General features: G+C 50.6%; 20 protein-coding genes. 13 read left to right on the top strand and 7 right to left on the bottom strand.

Annotation, left to right across the window (positions count from 1 at the left end; translation table 11 throughout):
* Window positions 1-2 precede the first annotated feature (2 nt).
* Together JI741_RS17340 and JI741_RS17335 are read right to left on the bottom strand one after the other, a co-directional pair.
* Window positions 3-947: a hypothetical protein gene (locus JI741_RS17340; protein WP_202011813.1), complete on the bottom strand. Its 945-nt coding sequence runs from the start codon at window positions 945-947 to the stop codon at window positions 3-5.
* Window positions 948-952: 5 nt separating this feature from the next.
* Window positions 953-1,783 (bottom strand): fatty acid desaturase family protein, encoded by an 831-nt coding sequence (locus tag JI741_RS17335; RefSeq protein WP_202011811.1) that lies wholly within the window; start codon window positions 1,781-1,783, stop codon window positions 953-955.
* Between the two features lie 355 nt (window positions 1,784-2,138).
* Between JI741_RS17335 and JI741_RS17330 the strand changes: the two genes are divergently transcribed.
* The 12 genes from JI741_RS17330 to JI741_RS17275 all read left to right on the top strand — a co-directional run bounded on the left by JI741_RS17330 (window position 2,139) and on the right by JI741_RS17275 (window position 18,270).
* Window positions 2,139-2,720, top strand: coding sequence for an RNA polymerase sigma-70 factor (locus JI741_RS17330; RefSeq protein WP_202011810.1), 582 nt, complete (start codon window positions 2,139-2,141; stop codon window positions 2,718-2,720).
* A gap of 133 nt (window positions 2,721-2,853) precedes the next feature.
* Window positions 2,854-3,879, top strand: coding sequence for a FecR family protein (locus tag JI741_RS17325; protein ID WP_202011808.1), 1,026 nt, complete (start codon window positions 2,854-2,856; stop codon window positions 3,877-3,879).
* A gap of 228 nt (window positions 3,880-4,107) precedes the next feature.
* On the top strand, window positions 4,108-7,485 hold the full coding sequence (locus JI741_RS17320) for a SusC/RagA family TonB-linked outer membrane protein (RefSeq protein ID WP_202011805.1): 3,378 nt from the start codon (window positions 4,108-4,110) through the stop codon (window positions 7,483-7,485).
* A gap of 12 nt (window positions 7,486-7,497) precedes the next feature.
* Window positions 7,498-8,997 carry a RagB/SusD family nutrient uptake outer membrane protein gene (locus JI741_RS17315; protein WP_202011803.1) on the top strand — a complete coding sequence of 500 codons (1,500 nt, stop codon included), beginning with the start codon at window positions 7,498-7,500 and terminating at the stop codon, window positions 8,995-8,997.
* A gap of 12 nt (window positions 8,998-9,009) precedes the next feature.
* Window positions 9,010-9,927: a DUF4843 domain-containing protein gene (locus JI741_RS17310; protein ID WP_202011801.1), complete on the top strand. Its 918-nt coding sequence runs from the start codon at window positions 9,010-9,012 to the stop codon at window positions 9,925-9,927.
* A gap of 11 nt (window positions 9,928-9,938) precedes the next feature.
* On the top strand, window positions 9,939-11,342 hold the full coding sequence (locus JI741_RS17305; protein ID WP_202011799.1) for a PKD-like family lipoprotein: 1,404 nt from the start codon (window positions 9,939-9,941) through the stop codon (window positions 11,340-11,342).
* A 148-nt stretch (window positions 11,343-11,490) separates the two neighbouring features.
* Window positions 11,491-12,447 carry a hypothetical protein gene (locus JI741_RS17300; protein WP_202011797.1) on the top strand — a complete coding sequence of 319 codons (957 nt, stop codon included), beginning with the start codon at window positions 11,491-11,493 and terminating at the stop codon, window positions 12,445-12,447.
* Between the two features lie 5 nt (window positions 12,448-12,452).
* A complete protein-coding gene (locus JI741_RS17295) occupies window positions 12,453-13,880 on the top strand; it encodes a glycoside hydrolase family 47 protein (protein ID WP_202011795.1) in 1,428 nt (475 codons plus the stop codon).
* A gap of 47 nt (window positions 13,881-13,927) precedes the next feature.
* Entirely contained in the window at window positions 13,928-14,614 is a 687-nt protein-coding gene (locus JI741_RS17290; RefSeq protein ID WP_202011793.1) for a basic secretory protein-like protein, read from the top strand.
* A gap of 109 nt (window positions 14,615-14,723) precedes the next feature.
* Complete coding sequence (locus tag JI741_RS17285) at window positions 14,724-16,100, top strand: alpha-L-fucosidase (RefSeq protein ID WP_202011791.1); 1,377 nt, start codon at window positions 14,724-14,726, stop codon at window positions 16,098-16,100.
* 208 nt (window positions 16,101-16,308) lie between these two features.
* Window positions 16,309-17,166 (top strand): S1 family peptidase, encoded by an 858-nt coding sequence (locus JI741_RS17280; protein WP_202011788.1) that lies wholly within the window; start codon window positions 16,309-16,311, stop codon window positions 17,164-17,166.
* Between the two features lie 39 nt (window positions 17,167-17,205).
* A complete protein-coding gene (locus tag JI741_RS17275) occupies window positions 17,206-18,270 on the top strand; it encodes a TlpA disulfide reductase family protein (protein WP_236676123.1) in 1,065 nt (354 codons plus the stop codon).
* Window positions 18,271-18,371: 101 nt separating this feature from the next.
* Here JI741_RS17275 and JI741_RS17270 read toward each other — a convergent pair whose 3' ends face one another.
* Together JI741_RS17270 and JI741_RS17265 are read right to left on the bottom strand one after the other, a co-directional pair.
* Window positions 18,372-19,760, bottom strand: a complete 1,389-nt coding sequence (locus JI741_RS17270) for a Gfo/Idh/MocA family protein (protein WP_202011786.1) — start codon at window positions 19,758-19,760, stop codon at window positions 18,372-18,374.
* Window positions 19,761-20,082: 322 nt separating this feature from the next.
* On the bottom strand, window positions 20,083-20,520 hold the full coding sequence (locus JI741_RS17265) for a nuclear transport factor 2 family protein (RefSeq protein WP_202011784.1): 438 nt from the start codon (window positions 20,518-20,520) through the stop codon (window positions 20,083-20,085).
* A gap of 386 nt (window positions 20,521-20,906) precedes the next feature.
* Here JI741_RS17265 and JI741_RS17260 point away from each other — a divergent pair, with 386 nt between their 5' ends.
* Entirely contained in the window at window positions 20,907-21,317 is a 411-nt protein-coding gene (locus JI741_RS17260) for a hypothetical protein (protein WP_202011782.1), read from the top strand.
* A gap of 226 nt (window positions 21,318-21,543) precedes the next feature.
* Here JI741_RS17260 and JI741_RS17255 read toward each other — a convergent pair whose 3' ends face one another.
* The 3 genes from JI741_RS17255 to JI741_RS17245 are packed head-to-tail and all read right to left on the bottom strand — an operon-like array spanning window position 21,544 to window position 24,782.
* A complete protein-coding gene (locus tag JI741_RS17255; RefSeq protein WP_202011781.1) occupies window positions 21,544-22,452 on the bottom strand; it encodes a Gfo/Idh/MocA family protein in 909 nt (302 codons plus the stop codon).
* 1 nt (window position 22,453) lies between these two features.
* The gene (locus JI741_RS17250) at window positions 22,454-24,001 is read right to left on the bottom strand and encodes a beta-N-acetylhexosaminidase (protein WP_202011779.1); all 1,548 of its coding nucleotides are present in this window, start codon (window positions 23,999-24,001) and stop codon (window positions 22,454-22,456) included.
* Between the two features lie 22 nt (window positions 24,002-24,023).
* Window positions 24,024-24,782, bottom strand: a complete 759-nt coding sequence (locus JI741_RS17245; protein ID WP_236676122.1) for a glucosamine-6-phosphate deaminase — start codon at window positions 24,780-24,782, stop codon at window positions 24,024-24,026.
* Between the last annotated feature and the right edge of the window lie 74 nt (window positions 24,783-24,856).

Raw genomic sequence — 24,856 nt, 5'->3', positions numbered from 1 at the left:
GTTCAACCTTTTTTCATGCGGCTGTAGGTAAGCGCCAACCCAACCATGCTCATGCCCGCACCCACATAGGCGGGCATTAAATGTGAAAGATCTCTGTAGCCAATCAAGTAGTGCACACCGATAGCCGAAGCAAAACCAACACCCATGGACACGGCAGTGATTTGCCAGAGATTGATCACGGGCGTGGCTCTACGAATAATAAAGAAGTAGAGCAGGCCGATGGTTGCCAAGCCACCGCCAAAGGCAGCCCGGTCGTGTGCGATCAAAGGCTTGAGTTTGCTATTCACCTCGTCCAGCCCACACACGGTGATAGACATGTACTCGAGGTCTTGTGGCACGAACACGGTGGTCATTCCCACAATCATAATGACTACACCAGCCAGAAACATTCCAACGGAGGTTACCAGCAGAAGAATCTTACCCACTCCATAGGTAGACTTCCAACGAAATTTTTCGCCAGGCAACAACATGTCCTTGATGGCACCATCTGTTTTTATCAGCGCATGCGAGCGAACCAGACCGACGATAAAAAACGGCATTAATAGCAGTGTTGCCATGCCGTGCCAAGAATCGAGATAGCCATAACCAAGGTAGGTCAGGAAACTGCCAAAACCGATCAGTCCGGAAAATGCAAAAATGTACCAAGCCCATGCTTCCTTGTTCTTTAGGGGAAACTCAGCCATCCACATATACAAAAATCCCACGGCTATAATCGAACCACCAAACGATATGCGGTCATGAAACATAAAGCCTGTAATCGTGCCGTTATTGAACTGCGACAATTGCTGTGCATCAAGCCCAAGATAGGCAACGTCGTGAGGAAGAAAGTGGCCCGTTAAACTTTGCACGATCACAAACAAACCAGCCAACACCAAAATGAGGCTGACAAAAATTAACAGGAATCGTCCGTCACCTAAAATTGCTTCTGTCAGAGTTCTTCGATCCATGAGTTCTATTGATTTTTGGATATGCCTGGCAACGTAAGCGGTCGTATCCCCTGAGCATCGAAGTAATGATCCAATCGTTTGGCCAACTCGGGCCAGTTTTTGTGTGGCACCATTGGGTAGAGGTGATGCTCCAGGTGATAGAGGTGATCAAAAGCAATCAGGGAAAAAAACTTCCCGCGGAACAGACGTGTTTGATGAAGGTCTGTTTCGCCCGCGGGCGTATGCACCAGATAGGAAGTAACCAGCGGAATAATCCAGCTTCCGGCTACCATCAGGCATAGGTACACGAACGGGACGTATGTATAGGGAATGGAAAATACACAGAACATTGCCAACGTGATCACAACAATTCCTTCCACCACAATCCATTGATGATATTTGCTGTTCCGCCTTGAGAGTGCCCATACGTATATCTTGACTTGAAAGATAAATCCTTCAACCAGTGCGCGAAACAACGGCATACGTGCGGCGGCACCTTCCACGTCGTCGTCGTGGGAATAGCGCTTGTGATGATAGAGGTGACTTAATTTATAGGCATGTCCACTTCGAAACGTGATCGCTTCAAAAAAGAACAAGAGCCATTCATTCAGTCTCTGGTTGATTTTCAGGTTCGCATGCACCAGGTCGTGCGATGTGGAGCCGTAGGTGGTGAAGCTCAGCCCCATGGCGCAAATGATACCTGGCAACCAATAGTAGCGGGCACCGAAAATGAAGTAGAGCACAAAAAATAGCAACGGCTGTCCAATGGTCAGCAGCAACTTCGTGCTCGACAAGTTGAGGAGATCGAAGCCTAATTCTGCAAGGGTGGGGCGTTGAGTCGGTGAGGTGCTGTTCAAACGGATGCTGTTGTCAAAATGGAGATGTAAGTATGAAATAGCACCTCGCAAATCCGACATTCTGAGCGAATTTGTTACCTCATACCCACCGATGCAAATCACCGGGAATCAAACTTTCAATTGGGATTTAGAAATCATTAGCTCGCGCAACTGAAAATGTCTGCGTGGTTCGCACGCCTCGTAGATATTTTTGTTCAGAGAAAATCGAGATAATTTTTCTGGAATCGGTTGCGGCCGGTTATCCTTTGGTTTTTTTGGATTTCAGGAAACGATTACACGGTGTTTATTTCAGGATGCCGGAGAAAATTTGACGATGCGCTTTTTTTTTCTATAAATTTAACCCCAGGTAAACTTCATGATCTACGCAAACCTTCAGGATGAACAACTCTTGAACCTCGTGACACAGCACGAGGACGAGGTGGCGTTTCGTGAAATTTATGACCGCTATTGGAAGGAAGTCTTCTGGGTTGCCTATAGGAAAGTGAAAAGCAAGGAGCCGGCAGAAGAGCTGGTGCAGAATCTGTTTTTGAGCTTGTGGGAGCGCCGACGTGAACACGCCATCCTGAATTTGCAATCGTGGCTGTTTGGCGCGATTAAGTTCAGCATCATCAACTACTATAAGGTGCAGATGGTGCACGAGAAGTATGTCAACTATGTGCAGGGGAATAATCAAACCATTACCCACACCACCGAGGAGATCACCATGCTAAGCGATCTGTCGGAAGCCATCGAGAAAGGAATTGAATTGTTGCCTCACAAGACGGGCGTGGTGTTTCGGCTGAGTCGTTTCGAAAATCGAACCGTTAAAGAGATCGCCAAAGATCTCGACATATCCGAAAAGGCTGTGGAGTATCACATCACCCAGTCTCTTAAAATTATGCGTCTTCACCTGAAAGACTATTTTGTTGCCGGGTTGATCTTCATCAACCTGCTGTGACCTTTGCGTGTTTGCCTACCGCAAACGTTATTCCCTGCTGACAAAGAAAGTTGTTAAAAAATTGTTAACACCCGTTTAGGGGTGGGGTACCACTTTCGCTACATAGCCTTTAAAAACCACCAAGTTTATTTCTATGAGCCGCGAAGCATTCCATCGACTATTAGAGCGCTATCAGGAAGGAAAATGTTCTGAAGCGGAGAAGCGCATTGTTGAGCAATGGTATGGGCTGCTCGACGACGAAGAGCTTGAGGGGCCCGATGCGCACGAATTGAACCGCATGGACGAAAGGCTTTGGACGGCACTTCAGTCCAGGATGGGAAAAGAAACACCGGTTGTGCCCGCCAAGGTCAGAACCCTGTGGCCTGCCCTGGCCATCGCTGCTTCGCTGATCGGAATTTTGTGTGTGGTGGCCTACGTTGTGCGTGTACCGGCCATCGAGCCTGCCTTTGTGGCCACGGTGCAACGCGACATTGTGGAACGCACCAATGAGTCGCAATCGCCTTTGGAAATTGTATTGAAAGATGGCAGCAAGGTAACGCTTCAACCCGGCGCATCATTGACCTATCCCGTTGCGTTCACCGGCGCAAAGCGAGAAGTGACTCTGCGTGGCGAAGCTTTTTTCCAGGTCGCCAAAGACCGGACGAAGCCGTTCTATGTTTTCAGCGATAACCTCATCACACAAGTGGTGGGCACCAGTTTCACCATCAAGGCCAACGGTGCCAATAAGCAAAGTGAAGTTTCTGTGACCTCCGGGAAAGTTATTGTGGTTCGCAACGAAAAGGCGCGCTTCATTCAACGCATTCTTCCGCTCGAAAAGAGCATAGCGCTCACCCCAAATCAACGGGTTGTTTATCTGCCCGACACCGAAGAACTCAATGTGTCGTTGGTGGCCGTGCCCAAGCCGGTGACCGAAGAAGTAGTGGCTGTGGATGTCAACTTCGCTGCAGAATCTGTGGCCGAAGTGTTTGATCGCCTGGCGCGCACCTACAACATTCCCATGTCACTGGAGCAAGCGACCATAACCCACTGCACCTTTACGGGAGATTTGACAGGCCTGGATGTATACACCAGCCTTGACCTGGTGTGCAGGTCCGTCAGCGCGACCTATGCCGTGCAGGAAACCTCCATCGTCATTCGCGGAGGGCATTGCAATCCATGACCACCTAATATAATGTATAAACCTAAACCTGAAGAACCTATGAACGCTAACATCTACGAACACACATAGCCCTTAAATAGAAAACGCTGACGATGCACGAACACCGCCAGCGCTTAACCTGCTCTTGGAAGGGCAGTGTTTTGTCGAGAACATCATCTGCAACAAAACTTATTTAAAGGTATGGAAAAAAAACAATTTGTTGTTTTTCTTAAAACAACAAGGATGGCTATGCGTGCGAAATTTTTCCTGGCATGGCTGGGCGCGTGCCTCGCATTGACCGCCAGCGCACAATCGATGCTGGAAAAGCCGGTGTCCCTCGCGGTGACCGACACCGAAGTCCGTCAGGTGCTGACGGAGATCCAAAAACAAGTGAATGTAAAATTTGTATATAGCCCTTCGGCTATCCCGGTCCTGGAAAAAGTCTCCATCCAGGTTTCACAGGCACAACTCAAAGATGTGTTGGACAACATGCTCAAGCCGCTAGGCATTGGCTTCAACCTGGTGAACAATCACATTCTGCTGTTCAAGGCCGAAGACAATCTGGTGGCCGACAAGAGCCAGGGCAGTATGAACGCCGAACGCTGGATCGCCCACGCCGTTAGCGGCACCGTGGTAGATGCCACGACGCGGCAGGCTATGCCTGGTGTGAACGTGCTCATCAAAAACACCATGCGGGGCACGGCCACGGATGTGAACGGAAAATACACGCTGGAAACGGCCGAAGGCGATGTGCTGCTGTTTTCGTTTATCGGCTTTGCCACCTACGAAATTGCCGTTGACGGTCGCACCACCATTGATGTGTCGATGGAAGAAAACATTTCGGCGTTGAAGGAAGTGGTCATCACCGGCTACCAGGAAATTCGCAAGGAAAGTTTCACGGGCACGGCCATCACCGTGTCGGGCGAGGACCTTAAGAAAGTGAACCCGGTGAACATCTTTCAAAGTATTCAGGCCTACGATCCGTCGTTCAAAGTTATTCAGAACAACGCGTTTGGATCAAACCCCAACAAGCTGCCCGACATCAACGTGCGTGGCGCTTCCGGATTGCCTTCGAGCGCGGGCGACATCGACAAGCTGAACAAGAACGGCTTGCAGAGCAACCCAAACCTGCCCACGTTCATCCTGGACGGCTTTGAGGTGACGCTTCAAACCATCTACGACCTGGACATCAATCGCGTGGCGTCGGTCACCTTGCTCAAAGATGCTGCCGCTACGGCCGTGTATGGTTCGCGTGCAGCCAACGGCGTGCTGGTCATTACCACCCACAAGCCGGAGGAGGGAAAACTACAATTGTTCTACAATTATGAAATGAACGTTACAGGTCCCGACCTCTCGGTCTACAACGTGTTGAACGCTTCCGATAAACTGGAATACGAACGACTGGCCGGCCTCTATGATGCGAATGTGTTACAATCGACACTGAGCCAGGGAGAGTTTGACGAGCTGTACTATAACAAAAAGAAAAGTGTATTGTCGGGGGTCGACACTTACTGGCTTTCTGAACCAGTAGAGACGGCCATCGGTCATAAAAACTCACTGAGCATACAAGGCGGATCAAAGGCCACGCGCTATGCCCTTACGGCCTACAATCACCAGTTGCCCGGCGTGATGAAAAGCTCGGGACGGAAACGGTATGGCGGCGACATCAAGCTTATACACAACCTCAACGACAAGCTTCTTTTCTCTAACGACCTGTCGGTGAACTTTGTGAAATCGACAGAGTCGCCCTACGGAAACTTTGCCGACTATGTGCGCATGAATCCCTATTACCTCAAACGTGATGAGAAGGGAAACATCATCCGCGAAGTCGACAGCTGGGTAACCCGCGGAACGGTGGACAACCAGAATTCGCTGATCACAAGCGGTGTGCTGAACCCGTTGTATGACGCCACCCTCAACAGCAAAAACCAGTCGGCCTATACACAGATCATTAATTCATTCTCGACCGTGTGGAACATCACCAACGGGTTGACCTTGCGTGGGCTTTTGAATTTCACGAAGTATGATGCCACTACCGACATTTTCAAATCGCCTTTCCGCAACGAATACCAGACGGAGACCGACCCGAAGAAACGCGGTGAGTATACGTTTGGCACAACGGGCGAATTTACACTCGACGGAAACGCCGTGCTTTCCTACAACAAGGAACTGGGCAAGCACTTTCTGAATGCGTCGCTGGGTGGCAACTTCCGCGACTATCGTTCGGACTTCAAAAAGTTTGTGGCGCTGGGATATTCCAACGACCGCTTTCCCAACATCGACTTTGCCAACCGCTACAGCGACGACCCGCCAACGGGTATCTACATACACGAGCGCCTGGCGTCTGGTTTTCTGAGCGTCAACTATTCTTATGACAACAAATATCTGCTCGATGTGGCGGCGCGTCTTGATGGCTCGTCGAAGTTCGGCACCGACAACAAGGTGGCGCCGTTTTGGGCAACGGGCATTGGCTGGAACCTGCACAAGGAAGATTTCCTGTCGGGAGCAACCTACATCGACCAGTTGAAGCTGCGCGCCAGCACGGGCCTCACCGGTGTTGTGGCGTTCCCGGCCTACCAGGCACAAACCACCTATCAGTATTTTAACGACTGGTATTCTACCGGCATTGGCGTGGAACCCATGGGCTATGGAAACGAAAACCTCCGGTGGCAACGCACGCACAACTATGACGTAGGCATTGATGCTACGTTGTTCAACAACCGCATCATGGTGTCGCCGCGCTATTATTATAAGATCACCGACGACTTGCTGGCCGACATTGTGGTGCCACCCTCGCTGGGATATCTCGCCTACAAAGACAACCTGGGACAGATGCAGAACACCGGCTTTGAACTCAACTTCATGGCCAACGTGGTGCGCGCCAAAGACTGGACGGTAAACATTACGTCCAACCTGGTGCACAACGAAAACAAAATCCGCCGCATCGCCAACTCGCTGAAAAAATATAACGACGAGGCCGATGAAAAGCAGATCGAAGAAGACTACCAGAGTGTTCCGCTGTTGCGTTTCCAGGAAGGTCAGTCACTGAACACCATCTATGCTGTGCGTTCGCTGGGCATTGACCCCGAAAACGGCAAAGAGATTTTTATGAAGAAGGATGGCTCGCTCACCTACGACTATGATGTGAAAGACATAGTGGCCGTTGGAAACTCAAGCCCCAAGGTAGAAGGATTTTTCGGTACCAACATTTCTTACCGGAACTTCATGTTGATGCTCAGCTTCTACACCCGGTGGGGAGGTGATGTATACAACCAGACACTGATCGATCGTGTGGAGAATGCCGACCCCCGCTACAACGTGGATCAGCGTGTGCTGGACCAGCGCTGGAAACAGCCCGGCGACCAGGTGTTCTTCAAGAACATTGCCGACCAGAATCCGACCAAGGCCAGCTCTCGCTTCATTCAGGCCGACGATGTGATCGAGCTGCGCACGTTGGCGCTCTCGTATGAAACACCGCGTTTCATTACGCAGAAGTTGGCCATGCAAATGCTTCGCTTCACCGTGACCATGAACGATCCCTGGCGATGGTCGGCCGTGACCATGGAACGTGGCATTGAGTATCCGTTTGCGCGCATGGTAACATTTTCACTTCAGTCAAGATTCTAACCTCAGATGATCATGAGAAAGTATGCAATATGGATTTTTGCTCTGGTGGCACTCGCTTCCTGTGGTGATTACCTCGACATCAAGCCACAGTCTGAAGTGGACAGGGAAAGTTTGTTCCAGACCGAAGAAGGTTTCCTGGAGGCGTTGAACGGCGTGTATTCGCGCTGCATCAAACCCGAACTCTACGGCAACGAACTGACCTTTGGTTTCCTGGATGTGATGGCTCAAAACTACGACGTGGTAGACGTGACCAACACGCTATTCCCTTATGAGCAGACCGCGCAGTACAATTACAAAGACAAGGATTTTGTGAAACGGAGAGATGCCGCATGGATCGGACTCTACGGTGCCATTGGCAACTGCAACCTGATTCTGGAGAACATCGATGCCCGTGAGAATATTTTCACAGGCGACAATTATCTGATCGTGAAAGGTGAGGCCCTGGCGTTGCGCGGCTATCTGCACCTCGATCTGCTGAGAATGTTTGCACCGTCGTATGCCGTGGGGCCCACAGCTGAAAGTATTCCCTATGTGACCCGCTACAGCAATAAGGTTGTTCAGAAAGTTACCGTGGCTGCGGCGCTCGACAGCATCCTCGCCGACCTGAACAACGCCAAAGACTTGTTGCGCAGTTCCGATCCCATTCTGAACGGCGCCTATGTGGTGGGCTATACCTTCGATGGCGACGATGGCAACACACTTCCCGACGATGGCTCGAACGAAGAAGCCGGCGCCCTGTTTTTACGAAACAGACGTCATCGCCTTAATTTTTATGGTGTGTGCGGTGCATTAGCACGTGCCTACCTGTATAAGGGCGACAAAGAAAATGCATTGACCAACGCCGAGACGGTTATTGCTTCGAAGAAATTTCCGTGGACCGAACCCAACGACTTCGCCGCAGTAGACGAAGCCAAGAAAGACCGCATCCTGTATAAGGAACTGATTTTTGGATGGGAGATTCCCAATTACACCGGCGCCCTGTCGGATCGATTTCAGCGGGGAAGCATTGGCCTCACACTGAAACAAAACTCATGCGACTTCATCTATGAAGTGGCCGCAGAAGGTGCGGAAGATCTGCGCTACAAACAGTGGTTTAAATTCGCCAGCCAGGGCACTACGGTGTCGCTGGAGAAATACAAACGCAGCAACGACGGAAATATGCATACCATTATGGCACCGGCCATACGCCTCAGCGAGATGTATTACATCGCTGCCGAATGCGTGTTCAACTCCGACAGCGAAAGAGCGTGGCGCTATTTTAACGAGGTGCGACTGAACCGCGGTATTGGTGGACTCTATGAAATTCACGGCGAGTATGACCCGGAATTCTTCTACACCAAACTGTCGAAGGAATACCGGAAAGAATTGTTTGCAGAAGGGCAACTGTTCTATTTCTACAAGCGACTGAACAGACCGGTAATCAACCAAAGTGGCACGGAAACCTATGGCCCTTCCAGTCAGATTTTTGTATTGCCACTGCCAGACGATGAGATTCAGTTTTCAGGCAACTAAAAACATCAACACATGATTTTACATAACACTATAAATACCCGCATGACGCTGTCGAACGGATGGCGTGCAGGATGCATGCTGCTCATGACCCTGCTGTTTGCCTGCAATGCGGACGAACCGCTGAAGTATTCCAGCGCGGATAATGTATACTTTGGCTCCAGCAAGGAAGTGGGACTGTCGGAAGAGGAAATCAAGGACAAAAAGCTCGACAAGCGCGACAGTGTTTTGTCTTACACGTTTGCTCTCACGCCGGAGAAGACCACCGACACCGTGTATGTGCCGGTTTCGCTCTCGGGCACACGCGTTCATCACGACCGGAAGTTTAAAGTCGTTGTTACGTCTAAAAAGACGACGGCCGAATCTTCGGTGCACTATCAGCCGTTGCTGGAATCGTATACCCTGCCGGCCGACTCAGGTCAGACGTGGGTTCCCGTCATCCTCTATAACACCGATGCAAAGCTTGATTCACAAAGCCTGTTCATCAACCTTAAACTCGCATCCACCGAAGATTTTAGTGTGGACGTTGCGCGAAAATCCGAGACGGCGATCATGTTCTCCAACCGACTCGAAAAACCGTTGTGGTGGACACTCTGGCAAGGCGAACTGGCAAGCTACTCTCGCACCAAGCACGCCCTCTATATCATCGCCGTAGGCAACATCGACTTGGTGGCCAACTATGATGGTGAGAATCAATACCAGATACCCTATAATCTTTACCTGATCGAGAAGCTAAAGGCGTTGCTGGTCTTTCCCTTCGACTGGGTGGCTGAAAATGACAAAGGGTATGTGCTCACGGATAATGGAGACGACACCTTCTTTCTTCACACCGAAGCCAATCCGGCAAAGAAGTATTTGCTGAAAAAGAGCCAGGAGGATGGTGAATATTACTTTATCGACGAAAAGGGCAAGCCCATAACCATCAACCACTAATGCAGTCAATCATGAAAAAAAGTTTTGCATCTCTGCTGTTCTTCGGTCTCATGGCATTGACCTCGTGCTACAACGATCTGGGGAACTATACCTATAACGAAGTAGAAGAGCCCATCGTCACCGGCATGCAGGTGAAGATCGTAGCCTTTGTCGGCGACAGTCTCATCATCCGTCCCACGGTGAAACATTCGCTGTCGGCCACCGACCAGATGGAATACAAGTGGGACATCTCAAATCCTGTTGACCTTCGCGAGGAGTTCTACGACGGAAAGAATCTCAATATTGTCTGTCACCTGAAAGAGTCGACCTACAGCGCCAAGTTTATTGTGACCGATAAGTCAAACGGAATGAAATATTTCTTTCCGTTTAAGATCGAAGTGCGTTCCGAATTCACGAAGGGCACACTGGTGCTGAGCGACGTGGGCGGTGTGGCGCAACTGGCCTTTGTGAAACCAGACGAAACCGTTCAGGCCAACATCTATGAAGCGTTGCATGGCGAGCCGTTGCCACACAAACCGCTGCAGTTGTTTAGCATTGAAGCTGTGCCTTCGCAGGATTGGTATAATAATTATTTTGTGTTGTGCGGCGAGCCCGACAAACCCGGCGTGATGTTGAGTTTGAGCACCTTGTTCCGGAAGCGATACCTCGCCGAAAATTTCTTCACCGAACCCAAACAGATTCAAATGGGATCGCTGGTGCGTCACGGTGCCAATGTGCCCACCGGCGTCATCAACGGGAAACTCTATATCGGTGCTTACACAACGGCGCCGTTCAGCCCGGTGTTTGGAAAATTTGGCGATGCCATGCCCGGAGACTATAAGATATCCGACAACTTCATCTATGCCGGTTCGCATTATCTGGGCTTCGACGTTAACCGGCAACAGTTTGTGCAGTTTGGTGCGGTCGGTGATTATGCCGGTGCGCAATACGAGGTGATGAGCGATGAAGGCGTTGACTTCAACCCCAAGGCCATCGGCAAGGAGCTGGTGTATATGCAAATGCTGACGGGCGAGTCGACCTATGCGTTCTTCCGCAACACCGATGGCACGCTTCAGGAAGCAAAGTTCATGCATGTGCCCGGCATGATCTTCCCGAAATCGTATCGTGTGTTTTCGGGCTCGAACCTGGTGGACGCCAACACCAAATGGCAAGGCTCTTTCCTGGAGATCATCTACTTCACGTCGGGTAGCAACATTTATCGCTACAATCCGCTGAACCAAGATCTGCAGCGCATTGAACAGGATTTCGGAGGCAAAAACATCACCATGCTCAAGCTGATTGACAATGATTTGCTGGTGGCAGGTGTGGAAGGTGCGCTCTACTACATGGACGTGAGCGCCGGCAAATATGGCGACCTGTTGAAAAAAGTCGGGAACATTCCTGGCAACCCGATCGACATCGTCATCCGCAGATAAAACACATGCACCCTGTCGCCTGCGACAGGGTGATTTACCTTTTGTTCTGATGCATTTTTTCAATGGCGAAAGCTGTTGCCGGGAATGCATTGTCTGAAAAACATAAACAGCGTTTATATACGGTTTTAACGAAATCAAAAACATAAATATGAAAGCAATGAAGTCGGTCATGTATAGTTTTTTTCTGCTCTGCTTGTCGATGCTGAGCGGATGTGGCGGAAAGGATGCTGAAATAATTGAAGAAGAAATTGACCCGCCGGGTGCACCGTCGAAGACGTGGCAGGAAGATTGGGGCACGGGCAAAGACAAACACGACATGCTGCTGCAACGGGTCTACTACGACGACGATGTGGCCATCTATTTTGATGAAGACATGGACTTCTCACAGAAATGGATGGATGCGCTGTTGCCCAAGGTTTGGCGCTATACGAAGTCGGTGTACGGCGATTTTGGAAAAGAGAACCGGCTTTACTGCATCATGCACGCCAACAAATATTCGGGTGGTCATCCGGCATCCTACCTGGATGCCAGCCACGGAAACCGAAACGCGATAGACAATGGGTCGGGACGCGACGGCAACACGTCGTGGAAAGATGAATATGACAGCTACGGCATTCCCATACACGAGGTGGGTCACATTGTGGAAGGCGGATCGAAAGGTATTCGCGAATCTCCCGCGTTTGGCATATGGGGCGACAGCAAGTGGTGCGAGATTTATACCTACGATGTATACAAAGGCATTGGCATGAACACAGAAGCCAAACTCACCTACGACATCTGCATGGCCACCAGCGATGTGTATCCACGGCCGGGCACGCATTGGTTTCGCGACTGGTTCTATCCCATCTACAGCAAGTATGGCGGGAGCAAAGTGCTCAACGAGTTTTTTGTGTTGCTGTCAAAGAATTTCCCCACACACAAAGATGACACGGGAACCTACAGCCTCTATGACCGGGGCATGAACATGGGAGAGTTCATTCATTTCTGGAGTGGCGCGGCCGGTGTGAACCTGAAGGAACAAGCCACACTTGCCTTTGGCTGGTCAGACGACTATGAGGCGCAATTCATGCAGGCGCAAGAAGACTTTCCAAACGTTAACTACTAGCAACGATGACACGAACCTTGGCCGGTCTTCGGAACACGCTGCTAATGAAATGGTGTGCATCGGGCGTGTTGTTATGCTCCGTGGCGTTTGCTTGCAGCGAGGAAACAAATGTAGATGTAACAACAGATGATCGCGCGGCCCGCGTGAAAAGCGAAACGCTGCGGGCGTGGGAAGGATATAAGCGATATGCCTGGGGTATGGATGAGTTTAATCCATTAACAAAAACAGGAAGCAACTGGTATGATGTGCCCCTGGCTATTTCGCCCATCGATGCCTACAGCACGCTGCGGGTGATGGGGCTGGACGAGGAAGCGAAAGAGGTGGAATTGTATGTGGAGACATTAAACTTCAACAAGGATATTTCGGTGTCGGTGTTTGAAACAAACATCCGGGTGCTGGGCGGGCTTTTGTCCATGTATCAATACACAACCAATCCAAAAATACTGGCGAAGGCAAAAGATTTTGGCGACCGGTTGTTGCCCGCCTTCAATTCCACCACGGGCATTCCCTATGCTTCCGTAAATCTTCACACCGGTGCCGTGAGTGGCGACGGTGCAGGGCCGGCAGGGGCTGGAACGTATACGCTGGAGTTTGGACTGCTCAGCTACTACACCCGCGACCCCATCTATTACAAGAAAGCAAAACAGGCCATGCAGGCGATGTTCGACCGGCGCTCGGAGCGCGACCTCATTGGCGACTTCATTCACATCAACAGTGGCGACTGGCTCAGCGGCAAAAGCAGCATCAGCGCCGGATCGGATTCGTATTATGAATACATGATCAAGACCTGGCTGCTGTTTAAGGACCCGGACATGAAAGCCATGTGGGATGTGACCGCCGCAGCCGTTCAGAAAAACATGCCCGAAGAAAAAGACGGACTGGTGTGGTATGGCCCCGTAGACATGCACACCGGCGCACGTGCAGGAGGCAATGTGACACTATACGATGCTTTCTATCCCGCCACGCTGGCCGTGGGAGGATATCTGCCTGAAGCCGAGAAATTTCAAACCACCTGGGACTGGCTCTGGAACAAATATGGACTGGAACCGATGGCCTATAACTACAAGACCGCAATCATTGAAAGCCATACCTACGACCTCAATCCGGAAATTGTTGAATCGGCCTACTACCTCTATCATTTTACCAAAAATGAAAAGTATAAACGCATGGCCGAAAAATATTTCGACGACATCGAAAAATATTGCCGTACCGATGTGGCCTATACCAAAGTAGACAATGTGGTCACCAAACAACAGGGCGACGCACTGGCTACGTTCTTTTTTGCGGAGACTATGAAATATTTCTACCTGCTGTTCTCGGAAGACGCGGGCACCTTCAACTTTGAAGACCACGTGTTTAACACCGAAGCCCACACGTTTCGCAAGAGCTTGCTGGATCAGAAGGTTGTGGATGAGATTTTATTGAAGAATTGACAATCAAGTGTGTGCTCAAATTTCTAAACCCGTTTGCAAAAAGTGTTATGAATAAAGTTGTTTGGCTTGGTTATCTGTTGCTCACGTTGTGCCCCTTGTTCGTGGCCGCGCAAGGCGATGAGGTGCTGGAACGCAAAGGCTTTTCGCTCACCTTCATCAGCAACGACTCGACCTTGGATGGCCGGTTGCGTGCCCGCATGATAAAAACGTTTTTTGAGTTGTATCCCGTATTGGCCAAGGAGTATAATGTTAACGCTTGCCGTGCCGTGGTGTTTCAGGTAGACACGGCCTACCACGGCGTGGGCGAAGCTTATGGCTGCGTTACGCACTATGGGGCTCAATGGCTTCACCACTATGCCAGCGACATTGATATTGTTACGCACGAGATCATGCACGTCATTCAGGATTATCCGAAGTATGAACCGCTGTGGATCACCGAGGGCATTGCCGACTATGTGCGCTACACGTTTGGTGTCGACAACGCCGGGGCTGGTTGGTCGTTGCCGCCGTTCAAGGCGGGGCAGCACTACAGTCACGGCTACCGCGTCACCGCGCGCTTCTTTGTTTGGCTGGAACAAAATATACGGCCTGGCATTGTGAAAGCTATCGACGCGGCCATGCGCGCGGGCACGTATTCGGAGAAAACATGGCGCGACGAAACCAACCGGACCGTCGACGACCTGTGGCTGGAATACGAAACCAGCAATCCCGTGTTTAGTGTCCATAAAAATTGATGATGCCGTGACAGCGGAACACACATTGTCACCTACGAAAAAAGTAATCATGAAATATTCTACTAAAACCTCAGTAAGCGTCCGTATACCACAGTCCATCAGGAAGGGAATGTCTGCCCTGATATTGTTCGTTTTAGCGATTGGTGCACAGGCGCAGCGGCAGGAGCCCAGAGCGCTGAGTCAGTTGCAACAGGAATTTGTGGACCTTCGCTTTGGAATGTTCATTCACTTTAATATCCCCACCTACCTCGATCAGGATTGGGCCGATCCCGAAGCATCGCCGGCAATCTTCAATCCAACGAAGCTCAGTTGCGACCAGTGGGCCAAAACAGCAAAGGCAGCCAACATGCAATACGGTTGTCTCACCACAAAACATCACAGTGGCTTTGCCATCTGGGACACCAAGACCACCAACTACTCGGTGATGAACAGCCCCGTGAAGAAAGACATTGTGCGCGAATATGTGAACGCTTTCCGTGCCAACGGTCTGAAAGTGATGCTCTACTACTCCATACTCGACACGCACCACAACCTGCGCCCACACCAGATCACCCCAAACCATATCACGCTGGTGAAGGAACAACTGACGGAGCTGCTCACAAACTATGGCGACATCAGCGCCCTGATAATAGACGGGTGGGACGCACCCTGGTCGCGCATCTCTTACGATGACATTCCGTTCGAAGAAATCTATGGTCTCATCAAATCGCTCCAGCCCAACTGCCTGGTCATGGATCTGAATGCGGCGAAGTATCCCGCAGAGGCGCTGTTCTATACCGACATAAAATCATACGAACAGGGCGCGGGTCAGCACATCGCCCGCGAAACCAATCGCCTCCCGGCCTTGTCGTGTTTGCCCATCAACAGCAGCTGGTTTTGGAAGACGCGGTTCCCGCACGAGCCGGTGAAGGACGCGGCGAAGCTGGTGGACGAAAATATTATTCCCTTCAACATGACTCATTGCAATTTTATCCTGAACGTTGCCCCGAACCGCGACGGGTTGATAGACGACAATGCCGTGGCGGCGCTAAAGGAAATTGGCAAACGCTGGAAGCCCGCAACCACCACGGCGAAACTTCCCACAACAGCGCACCCCATCATCTCATCCAACATAGCCAAACATCAACCCACCCGAAGCAGCTGGAGCGACGACATGTGGATTATGGATTTTGCCAACGACGACGATTTTTCCACGGCGTGGATCTCGAACCCTACCGTGAAAAAACCGTGGTGGGAAGTGAATCTGCAGGGCGAAAAACCGTTCAACACCGTCACCGTGATGGAGAGCGATGCCCACGTGAAAACGTATCGTATCGAATACTACAGCAACGGAACCTGGAAACTTCTGCTGGCCGCAGAGAGCAAAGGAAAATTTAACGTGCATCGCTTTGATCGTGTGTGGGGCGAACGACTACGCATCACGATCGACGAATTTAACGGTGCGCCAGCGTTGGCGGAAGTGGGGCTTTACGATGAAAGACGTTAGCCGGAAGAGCGATAATAAAGTTAGTCGGTTGTTTAGGGATAGACCCCGCTTAGTATACATATTTAAAAACAAGGCCGGATGTTGATAAGTAGAGTAAAGTCCCATACGAGTTTATTTAGGTTAAATAGTAGTGTGACTCCGGACCTTGTTTTTTTAAGCTCTATCGCCTCCGATGAAGTATGTGTCATTTTTTGCAAGTATAAAAGTTATGATGAAAGTTTTAGGAACGTGCGCTGTAGCACTGACGTTGTTTATGCTGATGGAACCTGCCTGTGCACAGACCACCACCTATGCGTTTAGCCAGGGCACCATTGAAGACGAGAAAGTATACCAGCAGCTCGAATCCGGTGCCCGCAAGCTCATGGACAATCAAAAGGTGCCAAAGTTGAATGTGTTGGAAGAACAACTGCAGCGCATCTCCTGCCGGGTTGACTTGAAGCCGCAACGCACACGAGAAAACTATGTCAACGTTTATGACCGCTGTCGTAAAAGTGTGTTGATTGTGGGCACGCTATACAAATGTCCCAATTGCCCCAACGACCATGCGCGGTCTGCCTCCGGATTTATTATTGCTGAAGAAGGCATTGCTGTGACGAGCTATCACATCTTCCGGTCCAACCAAAGCAACCACGACACCGACCTGGCCCACGTGGTGATGGACGCCGATGGAAATGTGTATCCCATAGTAGAAGTATTGGCCGCCAGCCTGAAAGACGATATCGCCATCTTTAGAATTGACGGCGGTGGCAAAAAGTTTGTGCCCATGCCCCTGGCCGAGCCGGTGGTGGGAGAAGAGGCGAGCATCATCTCGCACCCGCACTCCATGTATTACTCGTTCACTAAAGGAAACGTTTCGCGATTGTATGCGCGCGACGGCGGCGAGAAGATGAGCGTTACGGCCGACTTTGCCCAGGGCTCCAGCGGTGGCCCCGTCATCAACAATCATGGCGAAGTGATTGGCGTGGTGTCGGCATCGCGTGCGCTCTATCACTCCGATCAGAATGTGCAAATGGTTTCAAAAGAAGCCATTCCCACCACGCGCATACGCGCGCTGATCGTTCGTTAACAATCACATATACTGAATCACTAACCCTTGAAATACACTATGCATAAAATTATCAAAATCACCTGCCTGGTTGTGCTGACCTTGGCGACATCGTCGCTCTATGCACAAAAAGGCTTCACGCTGGCCGGTTCCATAAAAGGCCTCAGCGTAAAATACATGTACATGCGCTACCAGGTGAAGGGTGTGGAAAGTTTTGACTCATGCCTGGTGAAGAACGGAACGTTTTCGTTCAAGGGCAAAGTTGGTGCTGAACCTACCATGGGCATTATCTATTCGCCCGAAGCCCGGTTTCAGAAAGTGTTCTACATCGAAAACCTGCCGATGAAAGTGGAAGGCACTTCCGATGCCTTAACAAACCTGAAAGTTTCCGGCTCTCCGGCACAGAATGATTTCACAGTGCTGGAAGACGGTGTGCAGGTGCTGCGCAACAAGGTGACGGCCCTCTACACACAAAGCGAAAAAGCTAAGAAAGAAGCCGACAGTCTTTACAACAGCGAAAAAGATCTGCGCAAACAATTTGTGCTCACCCATCCCAAAAGCTATGCAAGCCTCAACGAGCTGTTGAATTGGGTGGGCGAAGACAATCTTGATGAAGCAACCAACATCTACAACGGCCTGGATGCAAACCTGAAGAAGACAGAGAAAGCAGCGGAGATTGTGGCACGCATAGAGAACCTGAAGAAAACCAAAGTTGGGAACGGCTTCATCGACTTTAAACAAACCGACCTCGACGGAAAAACGGTGAGCCTTTCGTCTTACAAGGGCAACTATGTGTTGCTGGAATTCTGGGCCAGCTGGTGTGGACCTTGTCGCCAGGAGAACCCCAACCTGAAAAAGGAGTATGAGCTCTATAAAGACAAAGGCTTCCAGGTGCTGGGTGTTTCATTGGACGACAACGCCACCAAGTGGAAAAAAGCCATCGAAAAAGACGGCCTGCCCTGGGCACACGTTTCTGATCTGAAAGGATGGAACAACGAAGCCGCAGTGCAGTATGGCGTGCGTGCCATTCCCGCCAACTTCTTAATCGATCCCCAGGGAAAAATCATAGCACGCAACTTGCGCGGCGAAGAGCTTGCCAAAAAGCTGGAAGAAATTTTTCATTAGCCACAAAGGGCGGTTTAGTATAGAACGTTGTCTGGATAAAGGAACGGATCTGTATGTCACAGATCTGTTCCCCTTATGTTAGCCGGGAATTGCCTGGCGGACTACCCAATCAAATACGGATGCCGCTGCGGCCGCGACAGCATGGCATTTGCTTCATCGTCATTCTTGAAGCGCTCTTTGGCCGGATCCCAATATGCTTTTCTTCCCAGCTTCATCACCACATGATGAATCAGGCAGGTGGAACACGAGCGGTGGCCTACTTCCACAGGAGCGATGGGTTGCTTGCGCGACTTAATGCTGTCAAGCCAATTGCCGTGGTGGTCGCTGCTTTCGTACAAATGAATCTCTGTGGGGCCGATTGCCGATGTAATGATCTTTGGATCGCTGGCCGTTAGTGCCTTGCTGGGTTTCTTTGCCACTGGGTCGCTGGAGGTAACGGCATAGTCGCCGCGCGTCACGAAGATCCATCCTTCGGTGCCTTCGAAGCGGATGCCGTTTTCAAATTCATTGCCCACAATCATTTTCACGCCGTTGGCATAGAGGGCTTCTGTTTTGAAGAGGCCGTGCACATCCCATAAACCCGACTTCGGAAATTCTGCTTTGCCCCAAACTTCAATGGGGCCGGTATGTTCCGTGTCCATGGCCCAATGCGAGCAGTCGATGTGGTGCGAGCCCCAGCCGGTGATCATGCCGGCGCCAAATTGTTCGCAGCGAAGCCAGCCGGGCCGGCTTAGGTCGGCCTGTGGGTGCACGCGTTTCTCGGTGTAGTATACTTCGGGCGTTGTGCCCAGCCACAGGTCGTAGTTCAGACTTTTGGGAATAGGCATTTCCGGTTCGGCCTCGCCGCTGGGATCGCCGGGCAAACCCACCGTAACGGTTTTTAATTGTCCGATGCGGCCGTTGCGCACGAGCTCGGCGGCGTAGCGAAACTGCGGCATCGATCGTTGCTGGCTTCCCACTTGCAGAATGCGCCCCGTGTGATAGACGGCGTCGCTCATGATGCGTCCTTCTTCAATGGTGAGCGACGCAGGCTTTTCCATGTAAATGTCTTTGCCCGCACGCGCCGCGTGCACCGCGATGGGAGCGTGCCAATGGTCGGGTGTGGTGATGATGACGGCGTCAACATCTTTGTTTTGCAACAGGTCTTTATAGTTTTCATAGACGGCCACGCCGTCGTAGGTCTTGCCGGTTTTTTTGGTATAGAAGTCGTTCACAAACTTCTTTGCGTTGTTGGCGCGGACGCTATCGGGGTCGCACACGGCCATGATACGGGCGTTGTCAAACTTGATGGTGCCGGGCATGTCGTGCGTGAGCGCAATGCGGCCGGTGCCGATCACTCCAACGTTGATGCGATTGCTGGGCGCGTTTTTTCCAAAGACCGAGGCAGGCACTATGGAGGGGAAAGCACCAAGCAAGGCCGATGTTGACACAATGCCTTTGGCCGACTTCGTGATAAATGCTCTCCGGCCGATCTTGTTTTTTTGTTGCATAAACTTTTGATTGGGAAGGCTGACAAATCGTTTCACTTGTGTTGACCCGTGAACATGATTGCTGTCAATGATCGTTGATAGGGAAAAGGAGGAGTGTACAGCAGGAACACAACATGTACCACCGGTCAAACCAAATCTAATAAAAAATTGTATGCAACTTGTTGCAAGCGCAGTTGAATGCATAAAAATTCCACCATCGGTTACAGTGAAACCTGAGGGCATTGGCGATTTTGACTTTTTGATTTTACGTTGTAGGGGAGAGGTGATAAAAAATCGTCATGAAGCGCGTGGTGCATGGCTATGGTCATAGCACTCGACAAAGTCAACCGGCTCGTTTTGTTGTCAGTTTCCAGAGGTCGTTTTTTCTTGTCCAGATGTGGAAGTACTTTCTGGTTTCTTCCGGGTTGCTTTTTCGGTCGGCCCTGATTTCTCTGAACAACTCGAATCCGGATGTCGACACGGTGTTGTTGTCAAGAATGGTAATAGTCTCGATCATTCGTGTGAGCGAAATGTAGTTTGGCAGACCATTTTTACTGTTGATAATTTCATCTTGTTTTTCCTGTAGCGTGAAGTCTCTCGACCAGAGCCTCATCAACATCAGCGTATCTCGTTTTCGCACCGCGTCACATTCGCGCGATTCCAGATCGGTGATTTCGGTTTCAAGCGCCGACAAAGACAAGCCGTGTGTTTTGATGCTGATATTGCCTTTGCTGACAATCGCCCACTTGTCCGCGGCATGTGCAGCGTTTAGCGAAGGCATGGAAGTATGTTGAAGTGAAAGCCGGGACGTGTTGGCGTTTGAGACGGTCACGCTATCGATGTTCTGTGCGCAGGCACAGCGGCATAGCAATGAAAAGATAAGTAGAGGGAGTGTTGCTTTCATAGTCGCCATTACGACAAGGGGAACGTTCCGATCGGGGGCATAGTATAAAGGCATAGTGGTATTGTTTACGGCTCACGCGAAGCATGCATTTTCCGTGGCTATGGCGGTTGTGAGCACCTGCGGCGCGTTTGTCGACTGTAACTTCTGTAACTTCTATGAAATACAGTAGTAATAGTCATCTTTTTGCCTGAAGACAAATTTAAACTTATAGATGAGATAATTACCGTACTTTTACGGGCGCCGTTCACATCAAATCACCACACATGCCTACACCAGAAGAAATAAGAGTTCATAAAGTAGAATTTGTCGATGCGGTAACTACGCAACGCTCAGGACACAAGCTGATCCGTGCAGCAAAGGCCTTGCGTGAGCTCTGTGCCGCATTGCCGGAAGATGAGCGGAACACGGTGGTGCAGTGGGTGCGGTCGATTTCGGATTTGGATAGGTTCGTTTCGGGTGATGATAAAAGTTACTACCAGCCCGTGGCCGTGGTGAAGAAAGGGTTGCGCCGTGCAAACCTCGAGCACCTCCAGCGCTACACCAGCGAAGAATCTGCCGACATTGAAGGAGCCGACGACAATGATGAATATACCTTCAACATCTGGAAGACCGAGTGGATATACGTGGAGACTTTTTTGAAACAATACGAGATACCGTATAGAGTATTGTCGTGACCACGCAGATCATCACGAATTCTTCTCACGCCAAACCACAAGGATGAGAGTCCGTCAATCGCTTGCAATAGTCTCGAATCAGTCGCTTGTGTCGGGTGCATAAGCTGTGGTGGACGAGATAATTCTGTAGGGCGAAAATCACCGGAAGAAAATCACCGGAAGAAAATCATTGGTAAATAATGGTCAAGTGACGCGTCACAACATGGAAGGATGAAATTGCCTGTGACTATGATCGCTCCAGTTGTTCCACGATCTGTTCACAGATTTTGTGCGATAGCAGGTAGTCTGGGTTCGCAGGTGGATAAGGTGGCTTTGATTCCAGTGCGTGCAGGAAGTGATCAACGATCTGATCGAACCCTCGCTTGTGCAAGGTGGGCTCCCAGTCGTCGCGAACATGGCGTGTCTCCTGGCGATCGCGATAAGCCGTCACATCCGTGACATTAACGACCACGCGTTTTTCGTCGGCGTTGGCAATCTCCAGGCGTTCTTCCACAGTGCCGCTGTCGCGGTTCATGATTCCTATCGCCGTGGTGCCGTCGGTGGCGACAAATTGCACGACCACGTGGTAGAGTAGTCCGTCTTTCTTTTTGCCGTTCACAATCATTTTGTCGATGGGGTGAGGAAACAAAAACAAGAGGGTGTCGACCACATGAATGAAGTCGTCAAAAATGAAAGTGCGAATCGCGCCCGGCAGTGCCCGCCGGTTTTTCTGGAGTGTGATGACGTTGGGCGATGGAAGCTCCCGTGCATATTGATAGGCGGGCGCGAACCGGCGATTAAATCCCACATGAAGCAGCAAGTTGTTTGTTCGCGCCAATTCGGTCAGGCGTTCGGCAGCGGCATAGTGATAGCTAACGGGTTTGTCAACATAAACGTGAATGTTGTGCATCAGCAGTTGCTCCACAAGGGCATCGTGCGAATCGGTGGCCGTGTGCACAAATGCTCCTGCGATTCCGCTTTGAATGAGCGAGTCAACCGTACGATGGAGATGGTTGAGCCGGTAGCGTGCACCAGTCTCGACAAGCTGTGTTTCGTTTCGGGTGCAAAGATGAACCTCAACATTCCGCGTGCTGATGACGGGCAGGTATGCCTTGCGGGCAATGTCGCCCAGACCGATGATTCCTATTTTTAACATGTTATTTCGAGAGGCGTTGTCTGGACAAACGGGCATACAGAAGTTTTGCCTTGTCAATCCGCAAAACATTCTCTACATCCATTTCTCCGGGGTGAAGATAAGCTTTGTTGAGCGCGACAAAACGTTGATTGAGATTCTCCGACTGGACGATTAAACTTTTCAGTTGTTTCAGAACATCCGGAAAATCTTTTTGTGTGAACGCTGGCTTGTTCACTTGTTTCTCGATGCGCTGATAGTCCAGATAGTGCACGCGGATGTCGGCCATGAGGCGGTAGTGTTCGAACTCGTCTTTGTTTTTTGATGGCGTCAGTTCGCGAAGCCACCGGGCTGCCAGCGCGGCGCTGTCCAGCACGTTTTGAACCGACATGGTTGTGGGGCCTTGCACCTGGCCTTGTTGTATTTCATAGGGAGCGGTCCGCAAGGCATTCCAGAATTTGAGCGATTGGTCCTTACTGAAACCGTAGGTTTCGTTTCCATATTTTTGAACAAAGGCAGGAATGTCCAGCGGTGCCGTCGACTTCAGACTCTCTGTGTAGGCGGACAGCAACAGGGAGAAACCGCTGAGCGGATACACATGCCGTATGGCATAGAGGTCCACAATGTCGTTGCTTGTTTCAAAAACCGGTGAGTAGATGCCCGAGGTGGACCACGATGTCATCACGATGCCCGAATAGCCCAACTGTCGGGCTGCCGGAACAAAGTCGCGAATGTTCCTGAAATGTTTTTGCCACTGCGTCAGGAAATAGTTGTCGGGATGGCTGCGAAGCGAGGGTGCGCCCCAAATCTCGAAGCCGCTGTCCATCAATTTTTGATGATCGCCAAACCGGTTCATCTCCCAGCCATAGTTCCAATCAATAAACAACGTCTCAGGTGGAAGCGACTTCAGGGCTTCGGGATACTTAAGCGCAATGTCGGCCCACAACACAGGGCGTTTGCCCAGACGGATCACGAGCTCTGCCAGCATTTTGATGTGATCAATATAGAGTTTGGACTTTCCTTCTTTCTCCGATTTCAAGCGACATTGATCGCAGTGACCCAGCAAATAGGTTTCGTCGCCACCGATGTGGAAATAGTTGGAAGGATGTGTAGAGACAAGTTCCGTAAACAGATCATTAAAGAGTTCGCGGTTCAGTTCTGTTTTCAAAGGACACACCTGCGAATAGTCTTTCTGATCTTCGCGCAGGTCCTTGTAGCGCGGGTGTCGCAAGATGTATTCTACATGGCCAAAACTTTGCTGCAGCGGAATCACGTCGAGGCCAAGGCTCTTACAATAGCTCACAAAGGAAGTGACTTCCGCTTTGCTGTAGGCATAGCGGTTGGCAATGAGGGGATGTTTTTCAAAAGGATACGTTCCTTCCCATTCCATGATCAGCGTGTTGATGCCACTCCGGCTCAGCCGCAGCGCAAAATCCTTCAGCGCATCGGGCGACATAACCTGGATGCGCAGATCGAGGTGAAAACCTTTTACGGTGAAATCTTTCGTGTTGGTCTGTGCCGAAGCGCAGAAGGCAAGGACAAGCAAGAAGAGCGTCGCTGGAAAAATTCGCATGGTTGTTGATTTCGGGTTGTTATTATATTCTGGCCGCGCTGTCGGCATCCACATAGAGCGTGGCGTTGCCATGTGTGCGCAGGATGGTGGACGGATAACGTTCGCCGATGTGCTCGTGCAGCGTGTGGTACACGGCATTTGCTTTCTTTTCTCCAGGCACCATGCAAAAGATGTACGCAGCCCTCACCAGGGCGGGCACAGTGAGTGTGAGCGCGTGGGTGGGAACTTGCTCAAGCACCGCGAAGCATGCGTCGTTCACTTGTTGTTGACGGCACTCCATGTCCAGGTCCACAACCTTCACAAGGTGTGTGTCATTGAAGTCGGCCACGTGTGGATCGTTGAATGCGATGTGTGTGTTTTCTCCAATGCCCATGCACACAATGTCTGCGGGCATTTTGTTGAGCAGGGTTTCGTAACGCGTGCATTCGGCAGCCGGATCGGGTGCGTTGCCATTCAGGTAGTGAACGGCGCGAAACGGCATCGCGTCAAAGATTTTTAGTTTCAGGAAATTTGCAAATCGCTGCGGGGCATCTTCGGGCAGGCCCACATACTCGTCCATGTGAAAGGCGTTGATGCGTTTCCAATCAATGGTGTTATCGCTGCGAAGGGCCTCGAGAAATTCATTCTGCGAAGGTGCTGCGGCAAAGATCATGTTAATAGTGTCTTTCGACTGCAGCAAATCAGTAATGCGTTCGCTCACAGCTTGTGCTGCTGCCTGACCCATGGCTAACCGTGTCGCATATTTTCTGACGATGAGTTTGTCGATTTGTGTCGCGTTCATTTTTAAAAACATTTTTATGCTCCGGAATTGAGTCCGGTGTACGTAGTGATGTTTAGTGGTTGTCGTGGAAATGA

The sequence above is a fragment of the Chryseolinea lacunae genome (assembly GCF_016735595.1).
In the GTDB taxonomy this organism is placed as follows: Bacteria; Bacteroidota; Bacteroidia; order Cytophagales; family Cyclobacteriaceae; genus Chryseolinea; species Chryseolinea lacunae.
The sequence above is the reverse complement of the archived record's forward strand: the minus strand, read 5'-3'. Positions and strand labels throughout refer to the sequence as shown.